Consider the following 16,243-nt stretch of genomic DNA (forward strand, 5'->3'; position numbering starts at 1 on the left):
GATGAATGTGCCGCCACCTCAGGCTGCCGTCCGATCGAGGTGCTGGTAGATGGTGCCTCGACTGACCCCGAGGGTGTGTGCGATCTGGTCGACGGTGTACTGCTGGGAGGCGTACATCTGCCGGGCGACGGCGATCTTTTCTGCCGTCATCTTGCGGGGCCGCCCGCCGCGGCGGCCGCGGGCCCGGCGCGCGGCGATGGCGGCCAGGCCGGCGGTGGTGCGCTCGCGTAGTAGGTCGCGTTCGAACTCGGCGAGAGCGGCGAACAGGTGGAACGTCAGCCGCCCGGCTGCGGTGGTGGTGTCGATGCTCTCCCGCAGGCTGCGGAACTGCACGCCACGCTCGTGGAGGGCTTTGACGGTGTCGATGAGGTGGCGCATGGAGCGGCCGAGCCGGTCGAGCTGCCAGACGATGAACACGTCTCCGGGGCGCAGGTAGTCGAGCGCCGCGATGAGCTGGGGCCGGTCGGCGCGGGCGCCGGAGGCGACGTCGGTGAAGATCTTGGCGCAGCCGGCGGCGGTGAGCGCGTCGTTTTGCAGGGCGGGGTTCTGGTCGGGGGTGGAGACGCGGACGTAGCCGACGGCGGTCACCGGATCACTGTACGGTTCGACCGTTTTTGGTGATGGATAGTCGGACGTTGATTTTCGGACGGTTTTCTGACTACCGTCCGTCCGAGGCCGAGCACCGATCACTCATGTTGATCTTTCTGTTTGGTTGGTCGTTCGGGTTTTCGGACGACCCGCCCGGGTGGGGTCGTTATGGCGAGGAGCCCGGGAGGGCGCAGGGCCGGTAGTCGAGCGTCGTGGTTCGTGATCGGCCGACAGTCCTGTTGATCGTGTTCGCGTGGTTGGCTGCCGCAACGTGGTGGACACCGGCGGGCATGGCGGCCGCCACTGAAATTCGCCGCCTGCGCGGTGGTGTGTCGGGAATCTGGTGGGACAGCGCGGAACCGGCGCGCGGCGCGGAACCGGCGCGCGGCGCGGAACCGGCGCGCGGCGCGGAACCGGTAACCCGTTCTGGGGAACGACCGCAGCGGGTACAAGGGCGGCAAGCGCCCGTCGGGCTTCTTGCCGCCCATCTTCGTGGCGAGCGCTATCCGGCTGCTCTTCGTTCGATCGGGACGGTGGTGGTGCGGCGGGGAACGATGGCGGCTGTCTTTTCGGCTGCGGTGCGGGCGAGGTCGGGTAGGACGCTGGTGTAGGTGTCTGCGGTGACGGTGATTGAGGAGTGTCGCAGCATTGCTTGGACGACCTTCATGTCGACGCCGGCGGCGAGTGCGAGGGTGGCGGCGCCGTGGCGGAGGTCGTGGAGTCGTACCGGCGGCAGGCCAGCTTGGCGTACGAGGAACTGGAAGTGGTCGGTGACGTCTGCCGGGTGTAGTGCTGCCCCGGTTGGTGTGGTGAACACGAGTCCGGTGTGTACCCATGCCGGGCCGGCGGCGAGACGGTAGCGCCGTTGCCGCGCGCGATGGGCGGTGAGCGCGTCGACGGTGGCGGCGTCGAGGGCGACGACGGCGTCGCTGTCGTCGGTTTTCGGTGCTTCGAGGGCGGTGGCCCAGCCGTGCTGGGTGATCTGCCAACGGATGGCCATCTGCTGGCCGGTCAGGTCGAGGTCGGTCCAGTGGAGTCCGCAGGCTTCGCCTCGGCGCAGTCCTCGGTAGGCGATGAGGTGGTAGAGGGCGTAGTAGGGGTCGTTCGCGGCGTGGGCGTGGTCGAGGAACGCGCCGGTCTGGGCGGGTGTCCACACCATGACCTTCCCCGGCCGCGTACCGGTGGTTTTCCACGCGTCGACGCGTTCGTCGGTCCACACGAGCGGCTTGGGTCGCACGGCGGGTGGTAGCTCGACGTGTTTGGCGGGGTTGGTGTCGATGAGTCCGTCGCGGCTGATGGCGGTGTTGAGCGCGGCGCGGAGGGTGGCGCGGATGCGGTGCATGGTGGCGGGGCCGATGGTGCGTTTGCCTTTGACCATGTCGCGGTTGGCGGGTTCGCGGCTGGCGCGCATGGTGGTGATGAGGTCGTTACGTTCGTCGATGGCGTCGAACATGGCGTCGAGGTGGCTGACTCGCAGCCGGTCCAATCGGATCGTGCCGAGGTGGGGGATGAGGTGGTTGGTGATGTGGCCGGCGTAGGAGCGTCGGGTGCCTTTGCGGAGTTTCTTTCGTCCGGCCAGCCAACTGGTCAGGTATGCCTCGACGGTGGGGATCTCGCCGATGTTGCCGAGGTGAAGGCGCCTGCGGACTTCTGTCGGGGTGGGGATCGGCTTTTCGGCCTGGACGGCCGTCTCGATCATGTCGCCGGTCTTGGTGAGATCGGTTGGGTCGTCGGTTTTGGCAACGGAGAGGGCGTTGCGGATCTTGTCGAGGATGTCCTGCGCCTCGGTCTGAGTGGCGTAGGTGCCGCGTCGGAGCGGTCGGCGGCGGCCGTCGGCGGCGGCCGGGAGTTCGATCTGGTACTGCCAGACGCCGTGGTTGGGGTTCCAGCCGTTGCCCCGGCGTAGTTTCGGGCACGACTGGCCGAGCCGTTTACGGTTGGTGTCGCGGCAGCCGCAGCGTTTGTAGGTGGTGCCATCCATCAGGTTCGGGTTCCTTCCGCCATCGTTGGACGGCCAGCGGATTCGCCGGATCGGTGAGTCCGCTGGCCGCGCTGGTCGATGTGGATCCATGCCGATACCACGGGGGCGATCAAGCCTGCTCCTGCCGTCTGCGAAGGCACCGGCGGGGACGCCCGCTGCCGGCGGGTTAGCTGTCGATACCGACGGCGTGGAGCAGGTGGGCGACCGCGACGAGGTAGCGGGCGCCGACTCTGCGGACGGGCACAGGGAACTGGTTGTCACGGACGAGGCGGTAGGCGGTGGTGCGGCCGATGCCGAGGACCGACCCGGCGGTGACGACATCGGTGGTCACGCCGAGCGCCCGTACCTGTTCCGGAGACCACGCCCGTGCCGCCCCCATCACCGTCCTCCGGCACGATCGAACACCGACATCACGGCAGCGCCATGAGCGCCGAGCGGACGTCTGAAGACCAGGACGTCTTCGTGCTGGCCGAGCCATTGTGGGTCGCCGGCGGCGATGGCTTCGCGGACGTTCTTCTGCTGGAAGAACGACGCCCGCGGCACGATGACGCCGTCGCGGACGCCGCAGATGAGCGCGACGCATTCCTCGACGAGGTCGAGTCCTGCGGTGAGGCCGGCGGCTTCGACCGTGCCGGGGATGTCGACGAGTTCGCCGTGGCGGCGGTAGGGCCGTGCGGTGACGACGACGTGGCCGCCGGGGCGCATTAGCGGGATGCAGCCGGCGAGGATTTGGGTGAAGCCGTCGGCGAGTTCGGCGTGGCTGCGGTAGGCGAGGTTGTCCGCCGCTCCGTACCGATGGTTGACCTTGCGGACCTTCCCGCGCCGCGCGCCGGGCGTGCGGACGTGCCCGTGGGTCGAAGGCCCGTACGGGGGAGAGGTGAGCACGAGCGCGACCCGCTCGCGGAGGTTCGCCGGCACGAGGTGCGGCAGGGTGCGGGCGTCGCCGATGTAGATCTCGCCCCTCCCGGGGGCGCCGCGCCGGTGGGCGAGTCGGATGTTGTCGGCGGCGTGGGTTGCCCACTGTGGTTCGTATTCCACGCCGATGCCGGTGCGTGCGAGGTGCATGGCCTCGATGAGGGTGGTGCCGATGCCGGCCATCGGGTCAAGGACTGTATCGCCGGGTTGGGTGTAGGTGCGGATGGCGTAGCGGGCGATGGTGGGCAGCATCTTGCCCGGGTGCGCCATCGACTCGGGCGTGTACCGGCCGCCGCGCAGATCTCGGGAGGCGGTCTGCCCGGTCAGCCATACCGAACCCGGTGCTGTTGCGGCGGGCGGTGCCGCTACGTTGGCGTCGATCGTCGAACCGGGAGGGACCGTGTCGGCGGATGGCGGTCGGGGCGAGGCTGGGGTGTCAGGCATCGATGCTCTCCTGTGCGGTGGCGGTGCCGGCGAACACGATGAGGTCGCGATGGATGAGTCGGTGCCGGCCGGTGGGTAGCCGCTTGGCGGGTGTCGGCTCGGTGGCCGGGTCGATGTCGGTGCGCGGTTCGTGTTCGGGCAGTGGGGTGTGCACGACGGGGATGTGCTGGTGGTACAGCAGTCCGGCCGCGCGGGCGGCGGCGATGACGCTCGAGCGGTAGCCGATGCTGTCGGGTTCCGGGGCGAGCGCGTCGAGGACGACGATGAGGTGCCCGCCGGGGCGCAAGAGCCGACGCCACGCCTGCATGGCCTCGACGGTGGCGATCAGGTCCAGCGGGTCCTGCCAGGGCCGGGGGAACGCGACCATGATGAGGTCCACCACCGCCTCCGGGCGGGGCATCACCTCGTCCAGGCAACCACCGGCCGATACCGCCGGCAGCGGTCGAGTGGGCGACCCGGTGCCGGCGTTGTCGGGTGGTGACGGAACTCGGCGTAGGTGAACGGCCGCTGCGGCGACGGTGGGGTGCGCGTCGATGTCGAGGACGATGTCCCCGATGCGGGTGTAGCGGCGGATCAGGTGGGCGACGCTGACCGGCGGCAGCCCGTGCCAGTCCGGCATGGCCGCGATCGGCGGGGCCGGGTGGCCGGGGCCGGTGGTGGGCGGTAGGAACAGGGAGATCGGTATCCGGTGCGGCGGCGTGTCGCCGTCGGCAGGTAGAGCCATCGGCATCGGCAGGTAGGCCGCGTCGTCGGCGAGCGCTGACATCAACAGATACCGGCGCGACCGCGATTTTCGACGCCACGCGGCTCACGGGTTGTCCAGCCCTGCAGCGGAGCCGGCGTTGTCATCAGCGCGGCAATCCCCGATGCGCTACGAGTCCGCGTGCACATTGGTCGGTGCCACCTGCGGATACCGTTCCACGTTGAACTCGCTGGCAGCGCGCGGTGTTCACGCTCTGACCACGTGCCATGCATCAGCCGCGCCGCGCGATGCCTGTTCAACCGTCCCGCGTTGCCAAGCGCATGCCGTGTTCAGTACCCGGCGTGCGGATGGTGTTGAAGGGTTGTCCAACCCCGGTGGCGAGATTGGTGGCGTCTTCGCCGAAGCGTTGCACCGCAACGGTCTCGGCACCTCGCCACCGAATCATCCGGGGGTTTCTCATGCCTTCATCCGTCCGTCCGAGCATGCCTGCCACCGCGCCGCCCGTTGCGTGCGTGGTGACGGGGACGGCGTCGCTCGACGTCGCTGAAGTCACGTTTCGTCTGCTCACCGCCGGTACGCAGCCGCTGGCAATCGACGGCGCCGAGATCGGTCTGGGGCTGCCCGCACGCCGGATCCCGTTGCACGAGCTGGCCGCGATCCTGATGCACCCGTCGTGCTCCTACACCGCCCGGGACACGGTGTGGCGCCTGCTGGTTGCCCGTGCGCGGACCGGTGGGTCGGCGTGGGTGATCGGCGCGGTCGGTGTGGCGTTGCCGGGGCTGCGCGCGGCGGCGAAGCGGCTCGCGGCCACCTACTGCGGTGATGTGCAGGCCGAGGTGCTGGCCGGGTTTCTGGCGGCGTTGCACCAGATCAGGCCGAGCCTGCCGCAGGTCGCCCAGCGGCTGTGCAGCACGGCCTTCGTCACCGCGCGCCGCCAGTTGCGGGCCGGTGAGCCGCCGCGTGTCGAGGCGGCCGGTGCCGCGGCGGGGGCGGTGGCGCCGCCGGCGTTGTGGCGGCACCCGGACTTCGTGCTGCTGCGGGCGGTCCGCGCCGGGGTGATCACCGAGGGGGAGGCGGCGCTGATCGGTGCGACCCGGATGGAAGAGGTCACGGTCGCCGACTACGCCGCCCGGGTCGGTAAGACGGTGAAGGCGGTGTACAAGGCCCGTGACCGTGCCGAGGCCCGCCTGGTTGCCGCGATCTGCTCCGGCGCCCTGTCGGAACCGGACGCCGAGGTCATCGCCGAGGCGACCCTGACCGTCGCCGCCGATCCCGAGCCGCGCACCTGAGCGCGCCTGACCGGCCGGGTGTCGAAAACGGGGCCGGGAACGGTATCTCCAGGTGCGGGATCTTCCGCGTGGTGACCGTCGATCGCCTTCGCCGGCGGCGCTGACACCCGTACGGCCCTGACCGACTCCTGCCTGTGGTGAGGAGGACGGCCGCGCCGGTCGACCGGTCACCACCTCATCTGCCACCTCGATTTCCGCCTTATCCATTCGCGCGCGACGGCTGCCGCATCGGCCGCTGGTCGGGCAGCCGTCGCGCGCACCGGAGGTGCCTTTCCATGAGTGACACGTCATCGCCGGTCGCCGAACCGGCCCGACGCCGTTCCTTCTTCAAAGAAGTTCGAGCCGGCCGACCGGACCATCACCGCACGCGACGCTGCCAGATCGCGGTGTCGCGGGTTGGCCGTGTCATGTTCGTTGTGGGCATTGCCGTCGCCGCAACGGTTTCCGCCGTGCCGGAGGCGGCGTACGCGGCTGAGCCGCACGCGGCTGTGGTCGCGGTCGAGTCGATCGACCAGGTGCTCAACAACATGCGCGCCTGGTTGATGGGGCTCCTCGGGGCCTGGGTCGCGTTGTGCGCCACAGTGGGCTGGTTCCGCTACACCAGCGGCGAGTCCGACGAGGTCGAACGCGGCAAACGCAGCCTGCGATACGCCGGGCTCGGCTTCATCGGCGCGATGCTCACACCGCTGATCATCAAAGTCCTAACTGCGTGGGTGGCCTGATGACCCACCGCCCCACTCGTCGGCGTCTCAGCGTCAAGAAGACGCTGCTGAGCGCTGCCGCGGTCCTCGTCGCCGGGCTGGCGTTGGTGTTCATCGGCCCGGCGTACGCCGATCCGAGTCCGGCACCCGGCCCCGCACCGAGCCCGCCCGGCGCCCCGGCATCCCCGAGCGCCCCGGCGCCGCCCGGCGTTCCGGATCCCGGCGTCCGCCCACCCGGAGCGGGAACGTCCCCGGCGCCGTCGGCACCGAATTCGACCCCGTCGCTCGCGCCGGCACCGCCGCCGTCGACACCACCGGGGGACGATCCGGCGTGGTGGGACGTTCCTGGCCAGATCCGTCAGGCGATCGTGGGCTTCTTCGGCTGGGCCGCGGAGCAGGCGATCCAGCCGGTGATGGCAGCGCTGGGCGCCTCGTGGTTGTCCACCCCGGACTTCACGAACAGCCCGCATGTGTGGGCGATCTGGACAACGTCCCTGGTCACCGCCAACGGCGTCGTGGTCCTGTTCGTCCTGGCGGGGATGTTCGTCCTGGCCGGCCGGGAGACGGTGCAGACCCGCTACGGGTTCAAGGAGATCGCGCCGCGGCTTGTGGCCGGGGTGGTGGCGGCGAATTGCAGCCTCATCATCTGCGCCAAGGCGATCGAGGCGACGAACGCGCTCACCGTGGCCATCGCCGGCAACACCGTCGACGGGCCGACGGCAGCGGCGGCGGTGGAACAGATCGTGAACACCGCGTTGGACGGCGACGTGTTCCTGCTGGCAATGCTCGTTCTCGCGGTGATCGTGATGTGCCTCGTCGTGGAGATCACGTGGGTGCTGCGCCTGGCCGCGCTGATCGTCCTCGTCGGGATCGCCCCGGCGGCCCTGATCTGCCACGCCAGCCCGTATACCGAGGGGTTGGCGCGGATGTGGTGGCGGGCGTTCATCGCCGCCCTCGGCATGCAGATCGGTCAAGCCGTGATCGTGATGGCCACGGTGAAGGTGTTCCTCACCCCGGCCGGCCCTACCGTCATGGGCCTACCCGCCACCGGCGGCGGTCTCCTCGGCGTTCTCGTCTGTCTGACGATGCTGTGGCTGCTGATCCGGCTACCGGGCTGGATGCGCCAGTTCGTCCTCGGCCCGCTCGGCGGCGGGCAGCGCGGCCTGATCGGCCAACTCGTGCACACCTACGCATCGGTGAAGACGTTCGGCGCGGCCGCCGGCATCCTGCGCGGCGGGACCGCCGCCCACGCCGCCGCGGCGGGCGGACGCGGGACGGCAGCCCGGGCGACGCTGCCACGCTCGTCCCCGATACGCACAACACCCACGCGGCTCGGGCGTGCGGTCCCGTCCCGCCGCGCTGCGGCCGGGCCGTTGTGGTTCAGCCACGGCCCGAGCGTCCAGGCACCGCTTGCGGGGCGGTCCGGGACGAGCGGTCCGCCGGCCTTCAGCCACCCGCCGTCCCCACCAGCCCCGTCCCGCCCGCCGCAGGACGGCGTACCGCCCGCGGTGTTCTCCCACCCGTCCCCGTCCCCGGCGAGCCCACCGGCCCGGCCGGCGCCTGCCTCGCCGATCGTGTTCTCGGCGTCGCGGGACGAAGAACCAACACGTCCGGCGTCCGGCCCGGTCTCGCCCGTGCGGTTCTCGGCCGCACCGCAGGCGCCGGCCGGGCCTACCGCCGGGAACGTGTCGCGCCGCCCGCCCACCCCGGGCGCGCCGGTGTTCCGCTCCGCGTCCGTCACCGCTGCCCGCGGACCAGCGACCGGGGGACGGGTCAGCAGGTCGCGTGGCCAGGCCGGCCCGTCGACCGGTTCGGCGCGTGCCGTCCCAGGAACTCGTAGCTCGCCGTCCCCGCCGATGCCACCGTCCCCGTCGCCCGTCCCGCCCGTGCAGTCGGGTGTGGTGCGGCGTCGTCCCCGGCGAGGGGGTGAACAGCGGTGACCGGTCGTCGAGGGGACGAGGTGCCGTTGCGCGTGCGGGTGCCGGGGGACGTGGAGCGGCAGGATCGGATCGCGTTCAACTTGAACGCACGCCAGTTGGTCATCGTGTCGGTGACCGGGTTGGTGTTGTACGCGGCGTGGACAGCGGTCGCGACGGTGGTGCACCCGGTGGTGTTCATGGTGTGCGCGGCGCCGGTGGCCGGGACGGCGTTCATCGTCGCGGTCAGCCGTCGGGATGGGATCAGCTTCGACGCCTGGCTTCTCGCCGCGTGGCGTCACCGACGTGCCCCGCGCCACCTCGTCCCCGCCGACGCCCCGATCGCCTCGCCACCGGCATGGGTCACCACCGCGGGGGAGCGGGTGGCGTTGCCGGCGCCGCTGCGGCTGCCCGCGAAGGGCTTCACCGACAGCGGGCTGGTGGATCTCGGCCCGGACGGCACCACCGGCCTCGTGGCGGCGTCGACGGTCGCGTTCGGGCTCCGCAGTGCCGGCGAGCAGAACAGCCTTGTCGCCGGGTTCGCCCGCTGGCTGCACAGCCTTGATGGGCCGGCGCAGATCGTGGTCCACGCCCGGCGGGTCGACCTGACCTATCTCGCCGACCGGTACCTCACCGCTGCGCCGGGGTTGGCGCATCCGGCGTTGGAGGACGCCGCCCGAGGTCACGCCGCGTTCCTCGACCATCTTGCGCAGCAGCGGGAGTTGCTGCACCGGCAGGTCACCGTCGCGGTGCGCAGTACGCACGGGCCGCACCGCACCGCCCTGCAGGTGGCCGAGGCGGTCCGGGCGCTCGGCGCCTGCGAGGTCCCCGCCCGCGCGCTCGACCCGGGGGAGGCGCAGGCGCGGCTCGCGGCCTGCATGCAACCCATCCCGGCGCCGCCGCCAACACCGCACCTGCTGACCGACGGAGACGATAGACAATGAACCTGCTGTCCGTGCTGCGACCGAACCGACAGGCCAGCGCCGACGACACGGCCGTGACGCTGCCGGGCTCGCCGGACGCGGTCGACGTCGCCCGCAGCTTCGTGCGCGTCGGTGACGGCTACAGCACCACCCTGGCGGTGACCGGCTACCCGGCCGAGGTGGGGCCTGGTTGGGCGGAGCCGCTGCTGTCCTACCCCGGCTTGGTCGATGTCGCGTTCCACATCGAGCCGGTGCCGCCGCCGGTCGCCGCCGAGCGGCTGCGGAAGCAGCGGGCACGGTTCGAAAGCTCCCGCCGTCACGACGCCGCACGCGGCCGGCTCGACGACCCCGACCTCGACGTTGCCGCGCAGGACGCGGCCGATCTGGCGGTGCGGGTCGCGCGCGGCGAGGCCCGCCTGTTCCGCCTTGGCCTCTACCTGACCGTCCACGCCGCTACCGCACGCGAGTTGGCCGAGCGGGTGGCGGAGGTGCGGTCGCTGGCGGCGTCGCTGCTGTTGAGCACGGCGGCGGTGACGTGGCGGCAGCTGCAGGGCTGGGTCACCGGCCTCCCCCTCGCGGTTGATGCGGTGGGGATGAAGCGGGTGTTCGACACCGACGCTCTCGCCGCCGCGTTCCCGTTCACCTCGCCGGATCTGCCGGACACGGCGGGGGACAGCGGCATGGGTGTGCTGTATGGGTTGAACCTGCATTCGCCGGGGGTGGTGGTGTGGGACCGGTGGGCGCAGCCGAACTTCAACGCCGTCATCCTCGCCCGCTCCGGCGAAGGCAAGTCCTACCTGGCCAAACTCGACCTGCTGCGCAACCTGTGCCTCGGCGTGGAAGCGTTCGTCATCGACCCCGAAGACGAATACCTGGCGTTGGCCGGCGCGGTCGGCGGCACGGTCATCCGCCCCGGCGGAGCGGGGGTGCGGATCAACCCGCTCGACCTGCCACCCGGGACCGAGGACGCGCTGCACGAGCGGGTGCAGTTCATGCACACCCTCATCGCGGTCATGGACAGCGGCGACACCACCTCCGCCAGTGCGCCGCTGCCGGCTGATGAGGCACGCGCGCTGGACGTGGCGGTCCTGGCTGCGTACCGGGCCAAGGGCATCGACTCCGATCCGCGCACGTGGCGGCGTCCCGCGCCGCTGCTCGCGGATGCGATGGCCGCGCTGGAAGAGACTGGCGGCGACGCCGGCCATCGGGTCGCGGCCCGGCTGTACCCCTACGTGGCCGGAAGCATGAAAGGCCTGTTCGACGGGCCGACAACGACCGCGCCGACCGGTCATCTGGTGGTGTACGCGCTCAAAGACCTTCCCGAACAGCTTCACCCGGTGGGGACGCTGCTGGTCCTCGACAGGATCTGGCGCACCGTCCGCTCCAGCCAATCCGCTGCCGGGCCGCAGGTGTTGCGCATGGTGGTGGTCGATGAGGCGTGGAAGCTGCTGTCCACCGGCCGCGGCGGCCGATTCCTGGAAACGCTCGCGAAGTCGGCGCGCAAGTACGGCACCGGTCTGACTGTCGTCACCCAGGACGGCCTCGACGTCCTGTCGACCAAGGTCGGCCGAGCAGTCGTGTCTAACGCCGCAACGCAGCTGCTGCTGCGCCAGGCACCGCAGGCGATCGACACCGTTGTCGAGGCGTTCCACCTCACCGACGGCGAGCGGGCGTTCCTGCTGTCCAGCCACCGCGGCGAAGCGCTGCTGTGCGCGGGGTTGGCGCGGGCCGCGTTCTACGCCCAAGCCTCCGACGTCGAACACGACCTCATCGTGACCGGGCCGCTGGCCGGCTCCACGGCCGGTCGTCGCTAACACCGCGCCCCATCGCCGCGTTCAACCCCCATCGATCGGGAGCGATTCTGGTGTACACGCTGATCCCTGTACCGCTGTCGCTGTCGCCGAGTCCGGTCGCGCCGCCGGGTGGCGCATGTGTGCCGGGCCGCGACGGCGTCCCCGACTCGGTGGTGGGCGAGGTGCTGTGCGGCACCTGGGGCGACGACGCCACCAACGTCGTATCGCGGCTCGTCCGGGACCGGTGGCCGCTGCTGCTGCTCGTCGTGGCGGCAGTGGCCGGTGTGCGGATCGGTTGGGCGCTCTGGCGTCGGGCGGTGTGGCGGGCCCACGCTGCGCAGGCGCGATGGCTGGCGATCACCCCGCCGGTAACGGCCACCCCGGCGGCGACGCTCGGCCTGTGGCGGCTGCTGGCCACCGTGCTGCCCGCGCCGCGACGGTGGGCGTTGCGGCCGGCCAGGTTGGTGTGGGAGGTGGCCGCGGACCCGCACGGGTTGCGATGTGGTTTGTGGTTGCCGCCGGGGGTCAACCCGACGGCGGTGAGCCGGCTGCTGCAACGCGGCTGGCCCGGCGTGCGCGCCGCACAGATCCGCCCACCGCGTCTGCCAACGGCAGGGGCGGTGACGGCACTGGCCCTGACGCCGACTCGGTCGGACTGGTTGGCCATCGTCGAGGACGCCACCCCGCCGGTGCGGCACGGTGTCGCTGCGGGGGCGCAGGAGGATGACCGGCTGCGGGCGGTGTTTGACGGGCTCGCCTCGGCGGGCCGCACCGGCGGCGGTCTCCTGCAGGTCCACGTCGGCCGGGCACCGGCGTACCGGCTGCGAGTGCTGCGCCGGGCGATGACCCACCCGGACAACACCCGCCGCCCGCGCGCCGCCGGGAGTATCGCCGGGGCGCTGCATACCGGGGTCCTGGCGATGCTCGACCTGATCGTGCCAGGACCGGCCACCCGCCGGTCCCCGTCCGCCAGGACGGACCCGTACACCGCCGATCTGGCCCGGCAGGCGCGGGCGAAGTACGCCGACGCGCCGCACCTGCTCGTTGCTGTGCACGCCGTCGCGGCCGGCCCGACGAAGGCCGCCGCCCGCGCGGCGGCCGCCGACATCACCTCCGGGTTCGGTCTGCTGTCAGCGCACTTCACCCGCCGTCGGCTCCGCGCCGGCCCGACCGGTGCCGTCGAGCGGTGGGTGCCACAAAGCCGGATGAGCGTCGCGTCGATCGCCGAGGTCGCCGCTCTCGCCGGGCTGCCCGCCGAACCGGCCGCCTACGGCCTGCCCGGCGCCGCATCCCGCCGCCGCGCCGCGACCCGCGACGTTTTCCGGACCTCCGGCCGGACCTCCGGTCGGGAGATAGCCCACCGCAAGGCCGCACCAGCGCCAGACGGAGGCGACGACCGCGACGAGCCGGCTGCCAGGAGGACTCCTTGAACACCATCAACCAGGGCGGTGCTGCGGCCGACCCCCGCCCGGAGGGAGGCGGCCGGTTGAGGCTGGTGCCGGTCGAGGAGCGGCACGGCATCGGCGGAAAGATCATCGGGGTCGCGAACGCAGGGCCGCCGGTGCAGATCGGGATCTCATTGCCCGACTGCCGCTACCACCTGCACATCCTCGGGCCGACCGGCACCGGCAAGACCACGCTGCTGGCGCGGATGGTCCTTGACGACGCCGCGGCCGGGCGCGGGGTGGCCGTGTTCGACCCGGCCAAAGGCGACCTGATCCGCGACCTCCTCGCCCGGCTGCCGCGCGCGTGCGGAGACCGGCTCGTCCTCATCGACCCGGACGAACACCGGGCGCCGCCGACGATCAACCTGCTCGACCCGCAGGTGCATGGCGGCAGCGCCCACGACGTGGCCGCGAATCTGACGGCGGTGATGGCGAAGGTGTGGCACCGGTGGTGGGGCCACCGCACCGCCGACATCTGCTACCACGGCCTGCTCACCCTGGCCCACCTGCCCGGCGCCACTCTCGCCCAGCTGCCCCGGCTGCTGTCCGACAGCGCGTGGCGGGCCAGCCGCGTCAACGCGGTCATCAGCGGGTTGAACGCGTGGGAGGGCAACACCCTCGGCGAATTCTGGGAGGGATTCAACGAGCTGCCCACCGCCGCGCGCTCCGGGCTTGTGGCGCCGCTGCTGTCGAGGTTGCGGCTGGTGTTGGCGCATCCGATGGCGAACTCGCTGTTCGGGGTGCCGGCCACCACGTTTTCCTTCGCCGACATTCTCGACGGCGGGATCCTCCTCGCGCGGCTACCGAAAGGCGTCATCGGCGAAGACGGCACCCGCCTCGTCGGATCGCTGCTGCTTGCCGGGTTGTGGCAGGCGAGCACGGCCCGCGCCCGCATCCCGGAAGCCGACCGGCCGGACTGCGCCATCGTGCTGGACGAGTGCCACAACTTTCTGCATCTGCCGATCGGCGTCGATGACGCGCTCGCCGAGGCCCGCGGGCTGCACACCTCGTTCGTCCTCGCGCATCAGTACCTGGGGCAGCTGTCCGGCGAGATGGCCGAGGCGATCGATGCGAACGCCCGCAACAAGGTGTACTTCGCCCTCGCTCCCCGTGATGCGATCGATCAGGCCCGGCACCTGCGCCCGTACCTGGACGACGGGGACCTGATCCGCCTCGGCGGCTACGAGATTGTCCTACGCCCCGTTGCCGGCGGCCGCACCGTGCCGCCGGTGACCGCCGACACCGAACCTCCACCGCCGCCGCGTCGCGGCCGGGCACCCGCGCTGCGTCACGCGGCCCGGACCCACACCGGCCTGGCGCAGGCAACGCGCCGGCGCCTCCTCGGGGAGACCGCTACCGCAGCAACCCCCGGCTCGGAGACTCCGGCGCCGGCTCAGGCCACGGGTGCGGATCTCGTTGGTCACAACACGTTCGCTGTCCAGGGCGAGTGGTCTAACGAGGGTTCCAACGAGGAATCCAACGAGTTTTCCAACGAGTCCGATGACTCGCCTGAACCGGCCCCCATGAACACCGCTTCCGCGCACGTGAGTACCCGTGGGGAGGGCCGGTGAACCGGAACCGACTGATAAGAGATATCACTCCTACCCGCACATCCGCCGGGTCGTCTGGTGGGCGGCTGACGGCGTCCGTCGTGGCCGGCGAACTTGCCCGCCTCACCCCTCGCGACCGGCACATCCTGGACCTGCTGCACCAGCATCGGACCTTCACCACCGACCAGCTCGTCGACCTCGCGTTCGGTTCGGTCGGCCGGGCCCGCAACCGGCTGAACACGTTGCACGAGCGCGACATTCTCGACCGGTTCCGGCACTACCAGCGGCCCGGGTCGCAAGCCTGGCGGTGGACCCTCGGCCCGGTCGGCGCGGCCATCGTCGCGGCCGGCAACGGCGAGTCACTGCCGCGCCCGGCGCTCGTGCGCGACTCCACGGCGCGGCTGGCGCTGTCGCCGACGCTCGGGCATCTGATCGCGGTGAACGGGTTCTTCGTCGCGTTGACCGCGCACAGCCACACGCACCCCGACGTCCGGCTGACGCGCTGGTGGAACGAGGCCCGGTGCCGTGAGGCGTGCGGCAACCTGGTCCGCCCGGACGGGCACGGCGTCTGGGCCGCCACCCGTGCCGGGCGGGTGGTGCCGTTCTGGTTGGAGGTCGACCTCGGCACCGAACCGTTGCGCCGCCTCGCGGGCAAGCTGACCGGCTATGCGGCGCTGCCACCGCGTCGGGCGTACCCGGTGCTGTTCTGGCTCACCAGCACCGCCCGGGAGGCGAACCTTCACACCCATTTGTCCCGCGCCGGTGTGCCGGACGGGGTCAGCGTCGCGACCGCCGCCGCTGAGCACGCCACCGAGGCGGGCGGGCCGGCCGGGCCGGTGTGGCGACCCGTCGGACACGCCGACCGCGTCGCGTTGACCGACCTCGCACCGCCCGGCGGGGCCGTGTCGTGGGACGGCTGATCGGGTGGGCCGCAACCGCCGTTGGCGTGCTGGTGGTGCTGTTCGTCGCTGCCGCCGCCGGAGTCGTCACCGCCGTGTCCGGTAACGGCTACGGCACCGGATGCGGCGCGGCCGTTGCCACAGTGGGCACGGCACCGGGCGGGTTGTCGGCGGAACAAGCTGCCAACGCGGCCGTGATTGTCGCGGTGGGACAGCGGATGCGGGTGCCGGTGCGCGGGTGGGTGGTGGCGGTCGCGACGGCGTTGCAAGAGTCCGAGCTGGTCAACGTGCGGGGTGGCCCGGATGACTCGTTGGGGCTGTTCCAACAGCGGCCGTCGCAAGGCTGGGGCACCCCGGAACAGCTCATGAGCCCCGACTACGCCGCCACCGCCTTCTACACCCGCCTTCTGGCCGTGCCCGGGTGGGAACGGTTGCCGCTGACCGTTGCGGCGCAACGGGTCCAGCGCTCGGCGTACCCGAACGCCTACCGCCGTCACGAGTCCCACTCGACGCAGATCGTCGCCGCCTACACCGGCGGATCCCTGCCGGTCTGTGACGGTGTGACCGTCGCCGCGTCGGGCTGGACACGCCCGGTCGCCGCCGAGATCGGGTCGAAGTTCCGCACCGGTGAGCGGCCCGGACATGACGGGGTCGACCTCATGGCCCCGCGCGGCACGCTCATCCGCGCCGCGTCCGCCGGCCTCGTCGTGCGGGTGCGGTGCAACGTCGACAACGACTCGTGGGAACCGACCGGCGCTGCGATGCCGTGCGACCGCGACGGAAGCCCCGGCGTGCGTGGGTGCGGCTGGTACGTCGACATCCGCCACACCGGCGACATCGTCACCCGCTACTGCCACATGATCCGGCAACCGGCCGTCCACATCGGACAGACAGTGACCGTCGGACAGCCGATCGGCAACGTCGGATCATCCGGTAATTCGTCCGCCCCGCATCTTCATTTCGAGGTCCACCGCTCCTATCCCGCGAATAAAGACAATGCGGTCGACCCGATTTCTTTCATGGCCGATCGAGGCGCGCACCTCTAGCAAAGCAAGTGTGATTCAACACATTTATAGGCTTGACATTGTTGTCGGAT

At 71.4% G+C, this 16,243-nt stretch carries 15 protein-coding genes; 9 read left to right on the forward strand and 6 right to left on the reverse strand.

Going from position 1 to position 16,243, the window contains the following annotated elements:
• Positions 1-18: 18 nt before the first annotated feature.
• From Val02_RS33100 to Val02_RS33125, 6 genes are all read right to left on the reverse strand, one after another.
• Positions 19-588, reverse strand: a complete 570-nt coding sequence (locus Val02_RS33100) for a recombinase family protein (protein ID WP_203903208.1) — start codon at positions 586-588, stop codon at positions 19-21.
• Positions 589-1,090: 502 nt separating this feature from the next.
• Positions 1,091-2,569 carry a tyrosine-type recombinase/integrase gene (locus Val02_RS33105; protein WP_203903209.1) on the reverse strand — a complete coding sequence of 493 codons (1,479 nt, stop codon included), beginning with the start codon at positions 2,567-2,569 and terminating at the stop codon, positions 1,091-1,093.
• Between the two features lie 166 nt (positions 2,570-2,735).
• A complete protein-coding gene (locus Val02_RS33110; protein ID WP_239153512.1) occupies positions 2,736-2,900 on the reverse strand; it encodes a helix-turn-helix transcriptional regulator in 165 nt (54 codons plus the stop codon).
• 47 nt (positions 2,901-2,947) lie between these two features.
• Entirely contained in the window at positions 2,948-3,928 is a 981-nt protein-coding gene (locus Val02_RS33115) for a TRM11 family SAM-dependent methyltransferase (protein ID WP_203903211.1), read from the reverse strand.
• Positions 3,921-4,694, reverse strand: coding sequence for a hypothetical protein (locus Val02_RS33120; protein ID WP_239153514.1), 774 nt, complete (start codon positions 4,692-4,694; stop codon positions 3,921-3,923). Before Val02_RS33120 ends, Val02_RS33115 begins: the two co-directional genes overlap by 8 nt.
• Positions 4,695-4,926: 232 nt before the next feature.
• A complete protein-coding gene (locus Val02_RS33125; protein WP_203903212.1) occupies positions 4,927-5,115 on the reverse strand; it encodes a hypothetical protein in 189 nt (62 codons plus the stop codon).
• On the opposite strand from Val02_RS33125, the gene Val02_RS33130 reads away from it, so the two are divergent.
• From Val02_RS33130 to Val02_RS33170, 9 genes are all read left to right on the forward strand, one after another.
• Entirely contained in the window at positions 5,114-5,920 is an 807-nt protein-coding gene (locus tag Val02_RS33130; RefSeq protein WP_203903213.1) for a hypothetical protein, read from the forward strand. The two genes, Val02_RS33125 and Val02_RS33130, sit on opposite strands and share 2 nt — an antisense overlap.
• 275 nt (positions 5,921-6,195) lie before the next feature.
• Positions 6,196-6,642 (forward strand): pilin, encoded by a 447-nt coding sequence (locus Val02_RS33135; protein ID WP_239153515.1) that lies wholly within the window; start codon positions 6,196-6,198, stop codon positions 6,640-6,642.
• Entirely contained in the window at positions 6,642-8,561 is a 1,920-nt protein-coding gene (locus tag Val02_RS33140; RefSeq protein WP_275415636.1) for a TrbL/VirB6 family protein, read from the forward strand. The genes Val02_RS33135 and Val02_RS33140 overlap by 1 nt, the downstream gene beginning before the upstream one ends.
• Complete coding sequence (locus tag Val02_RS33145) at positions 8,558-9,481, forward strand: PrgI family protein (RefSeq protein ID WP_239153516.1); 924 nt, start codon at positions 8,558-8,560, stop codon at positions 9,479-9,481. The genes Val02_RS33140 and Val02_RS33145 overlap by 4 nt, the downstream gene beginning before the upstream one ends.
• On the forward strand, positions 9,478-11,274 hold the full coding sequence (locus tag Val02_RS33150) for a VirB4 family type IV secretion system protein (protein ID WP_203903214.1): 1,797 nt from the start codon (positions 9,478-9,480) through the stop codon (positions 11,272-11,274). The genes Val02_RS33145 and Val02_RS33150 overlap by 4 nt, the downstream gene beginning before the upstream one ends.
• Positions 11,275-11,324: 50 nt before the next feature.
• The gene (locus Val02_RS33155; protein WP_203903215.1) at positions 11,325-12,683 is read left to right on the forward strand and encodes a hypothetical protein; all 1,359 of its coding nucleotides are present in this window, start codon (positions 11,325-11,327) and stop codon (positions 12,681-12,683) included.
• Positions 12,680-14,269: a type IV secretory system conjugative DNA transfer family protein gene (locus Val02_RS33160; RefSeq protein WP_239153517.1), complete on the forward strand. Its 1,590-nt coding sequence runs from the start codon at positions 12,680-12,682 to the stop codon at positions 14,267-14,269. Before Val02_RS33155 ends, Val02_RS33160 begins: the two co-directional genes overlap by 4 nt.
• Before the next feature lie 80 nt (positions 14,270-14,349).
• Entirely contained in the window at positions 14,350-15,168 is an 819-nt protein-coding gene (locus Val02_RS33165; RefSeq protein ID WP_203903216.1) for a replication-relaxation family protein, read from the forward strand.
• Positions 15,156-16,193 carry a M23 family metallopeptidase gene (locus tag Val02_RS33170; protein ID WP_203903217.1) on the forward strand — a complete coding sequence of 346 codons (1,038 nt, stop codon included), beginning with the start codon at positions 15,156-15,158 and terminating at the stop codon, positions 16,191-16,193. Before Val02_RS33165 ends, Val02_RS33170 begins: the two co-directional genes overlap by 13 nt.
• The last annotated feature ends 50 nt before the right edge of the window (positions 16,194-16,243 follow it).

The sequence above is a fragment of the Virgisporangium aliadipatigenens genome, assembly GCF_016863615.1.
Lineage (GTDB): Bacteria > Actinomycetota > Actinomycetes > Mycobacteriales > Micromonosporaceae > Virgisporangium > Virgisporangium aliadipatigenens.

Excerpts from the sequence above, each read along its gene's own strand:
- Val02_RS33115 (WP_203903211.1), bottom strand. The coding sequence starts at position 3,928 with ATGCCTGACACCCCAGCCTCGCCCCGACCGCCATCCGCCGACACGGTC.
- Val02_RS33150 (WP_203903214.1), top strand. The coding sequence starts at position 9,478 with ATGAACCTGCTGTCCGTGCTGCGACCGAACCGACAGGCCAGCGCCGAC.
- Val02_RS33140 (WP_275415636.1), top strand. The coding sequence starts at position 6,642 with ATGACCCACCGCCCCACTCGTCGGCGTCTCAGCGTCAAGAAGACGCTG.
- Val02_RS33105 (WP_203903209.1), bottom strand. The coding sequence starts at position 2,569 with ATGGATGGCACCACCTACAAACGCTGCGGCTGCCGCGACACCAACCGT.
- Val02_RS33120 (WP_239153514.1), bottom strand. The coding sequence starts at position 4,694 with ATGTCAGCGCTCGCCGACGACGCGGCCTACCTGCCGATGCCGATGGCT.
- Val02_RS33130 (WP_203903213.1), top strand. The coding sequence starts at position 5,114 with ATGCCTGCCACCGCGCCGCCCGTTGCGTGCGTGGTGACGGGGACGGCG.
- Val02_RS33125 (WP_203903212.1), bottom strand. The coding sequence starts at position 5,115 with ATGCTCGGACGGACGGATGAAGGCATGAGAAACCCCCGGATGATTCGG.
- Val02_RS33135 (WP_239153515.1), top strand. The coding sequence starts at position 6,196 with ATGAGTGACACGTCATCGCCGGTCGCCGAACCGGCCCGACGCCGTTCC.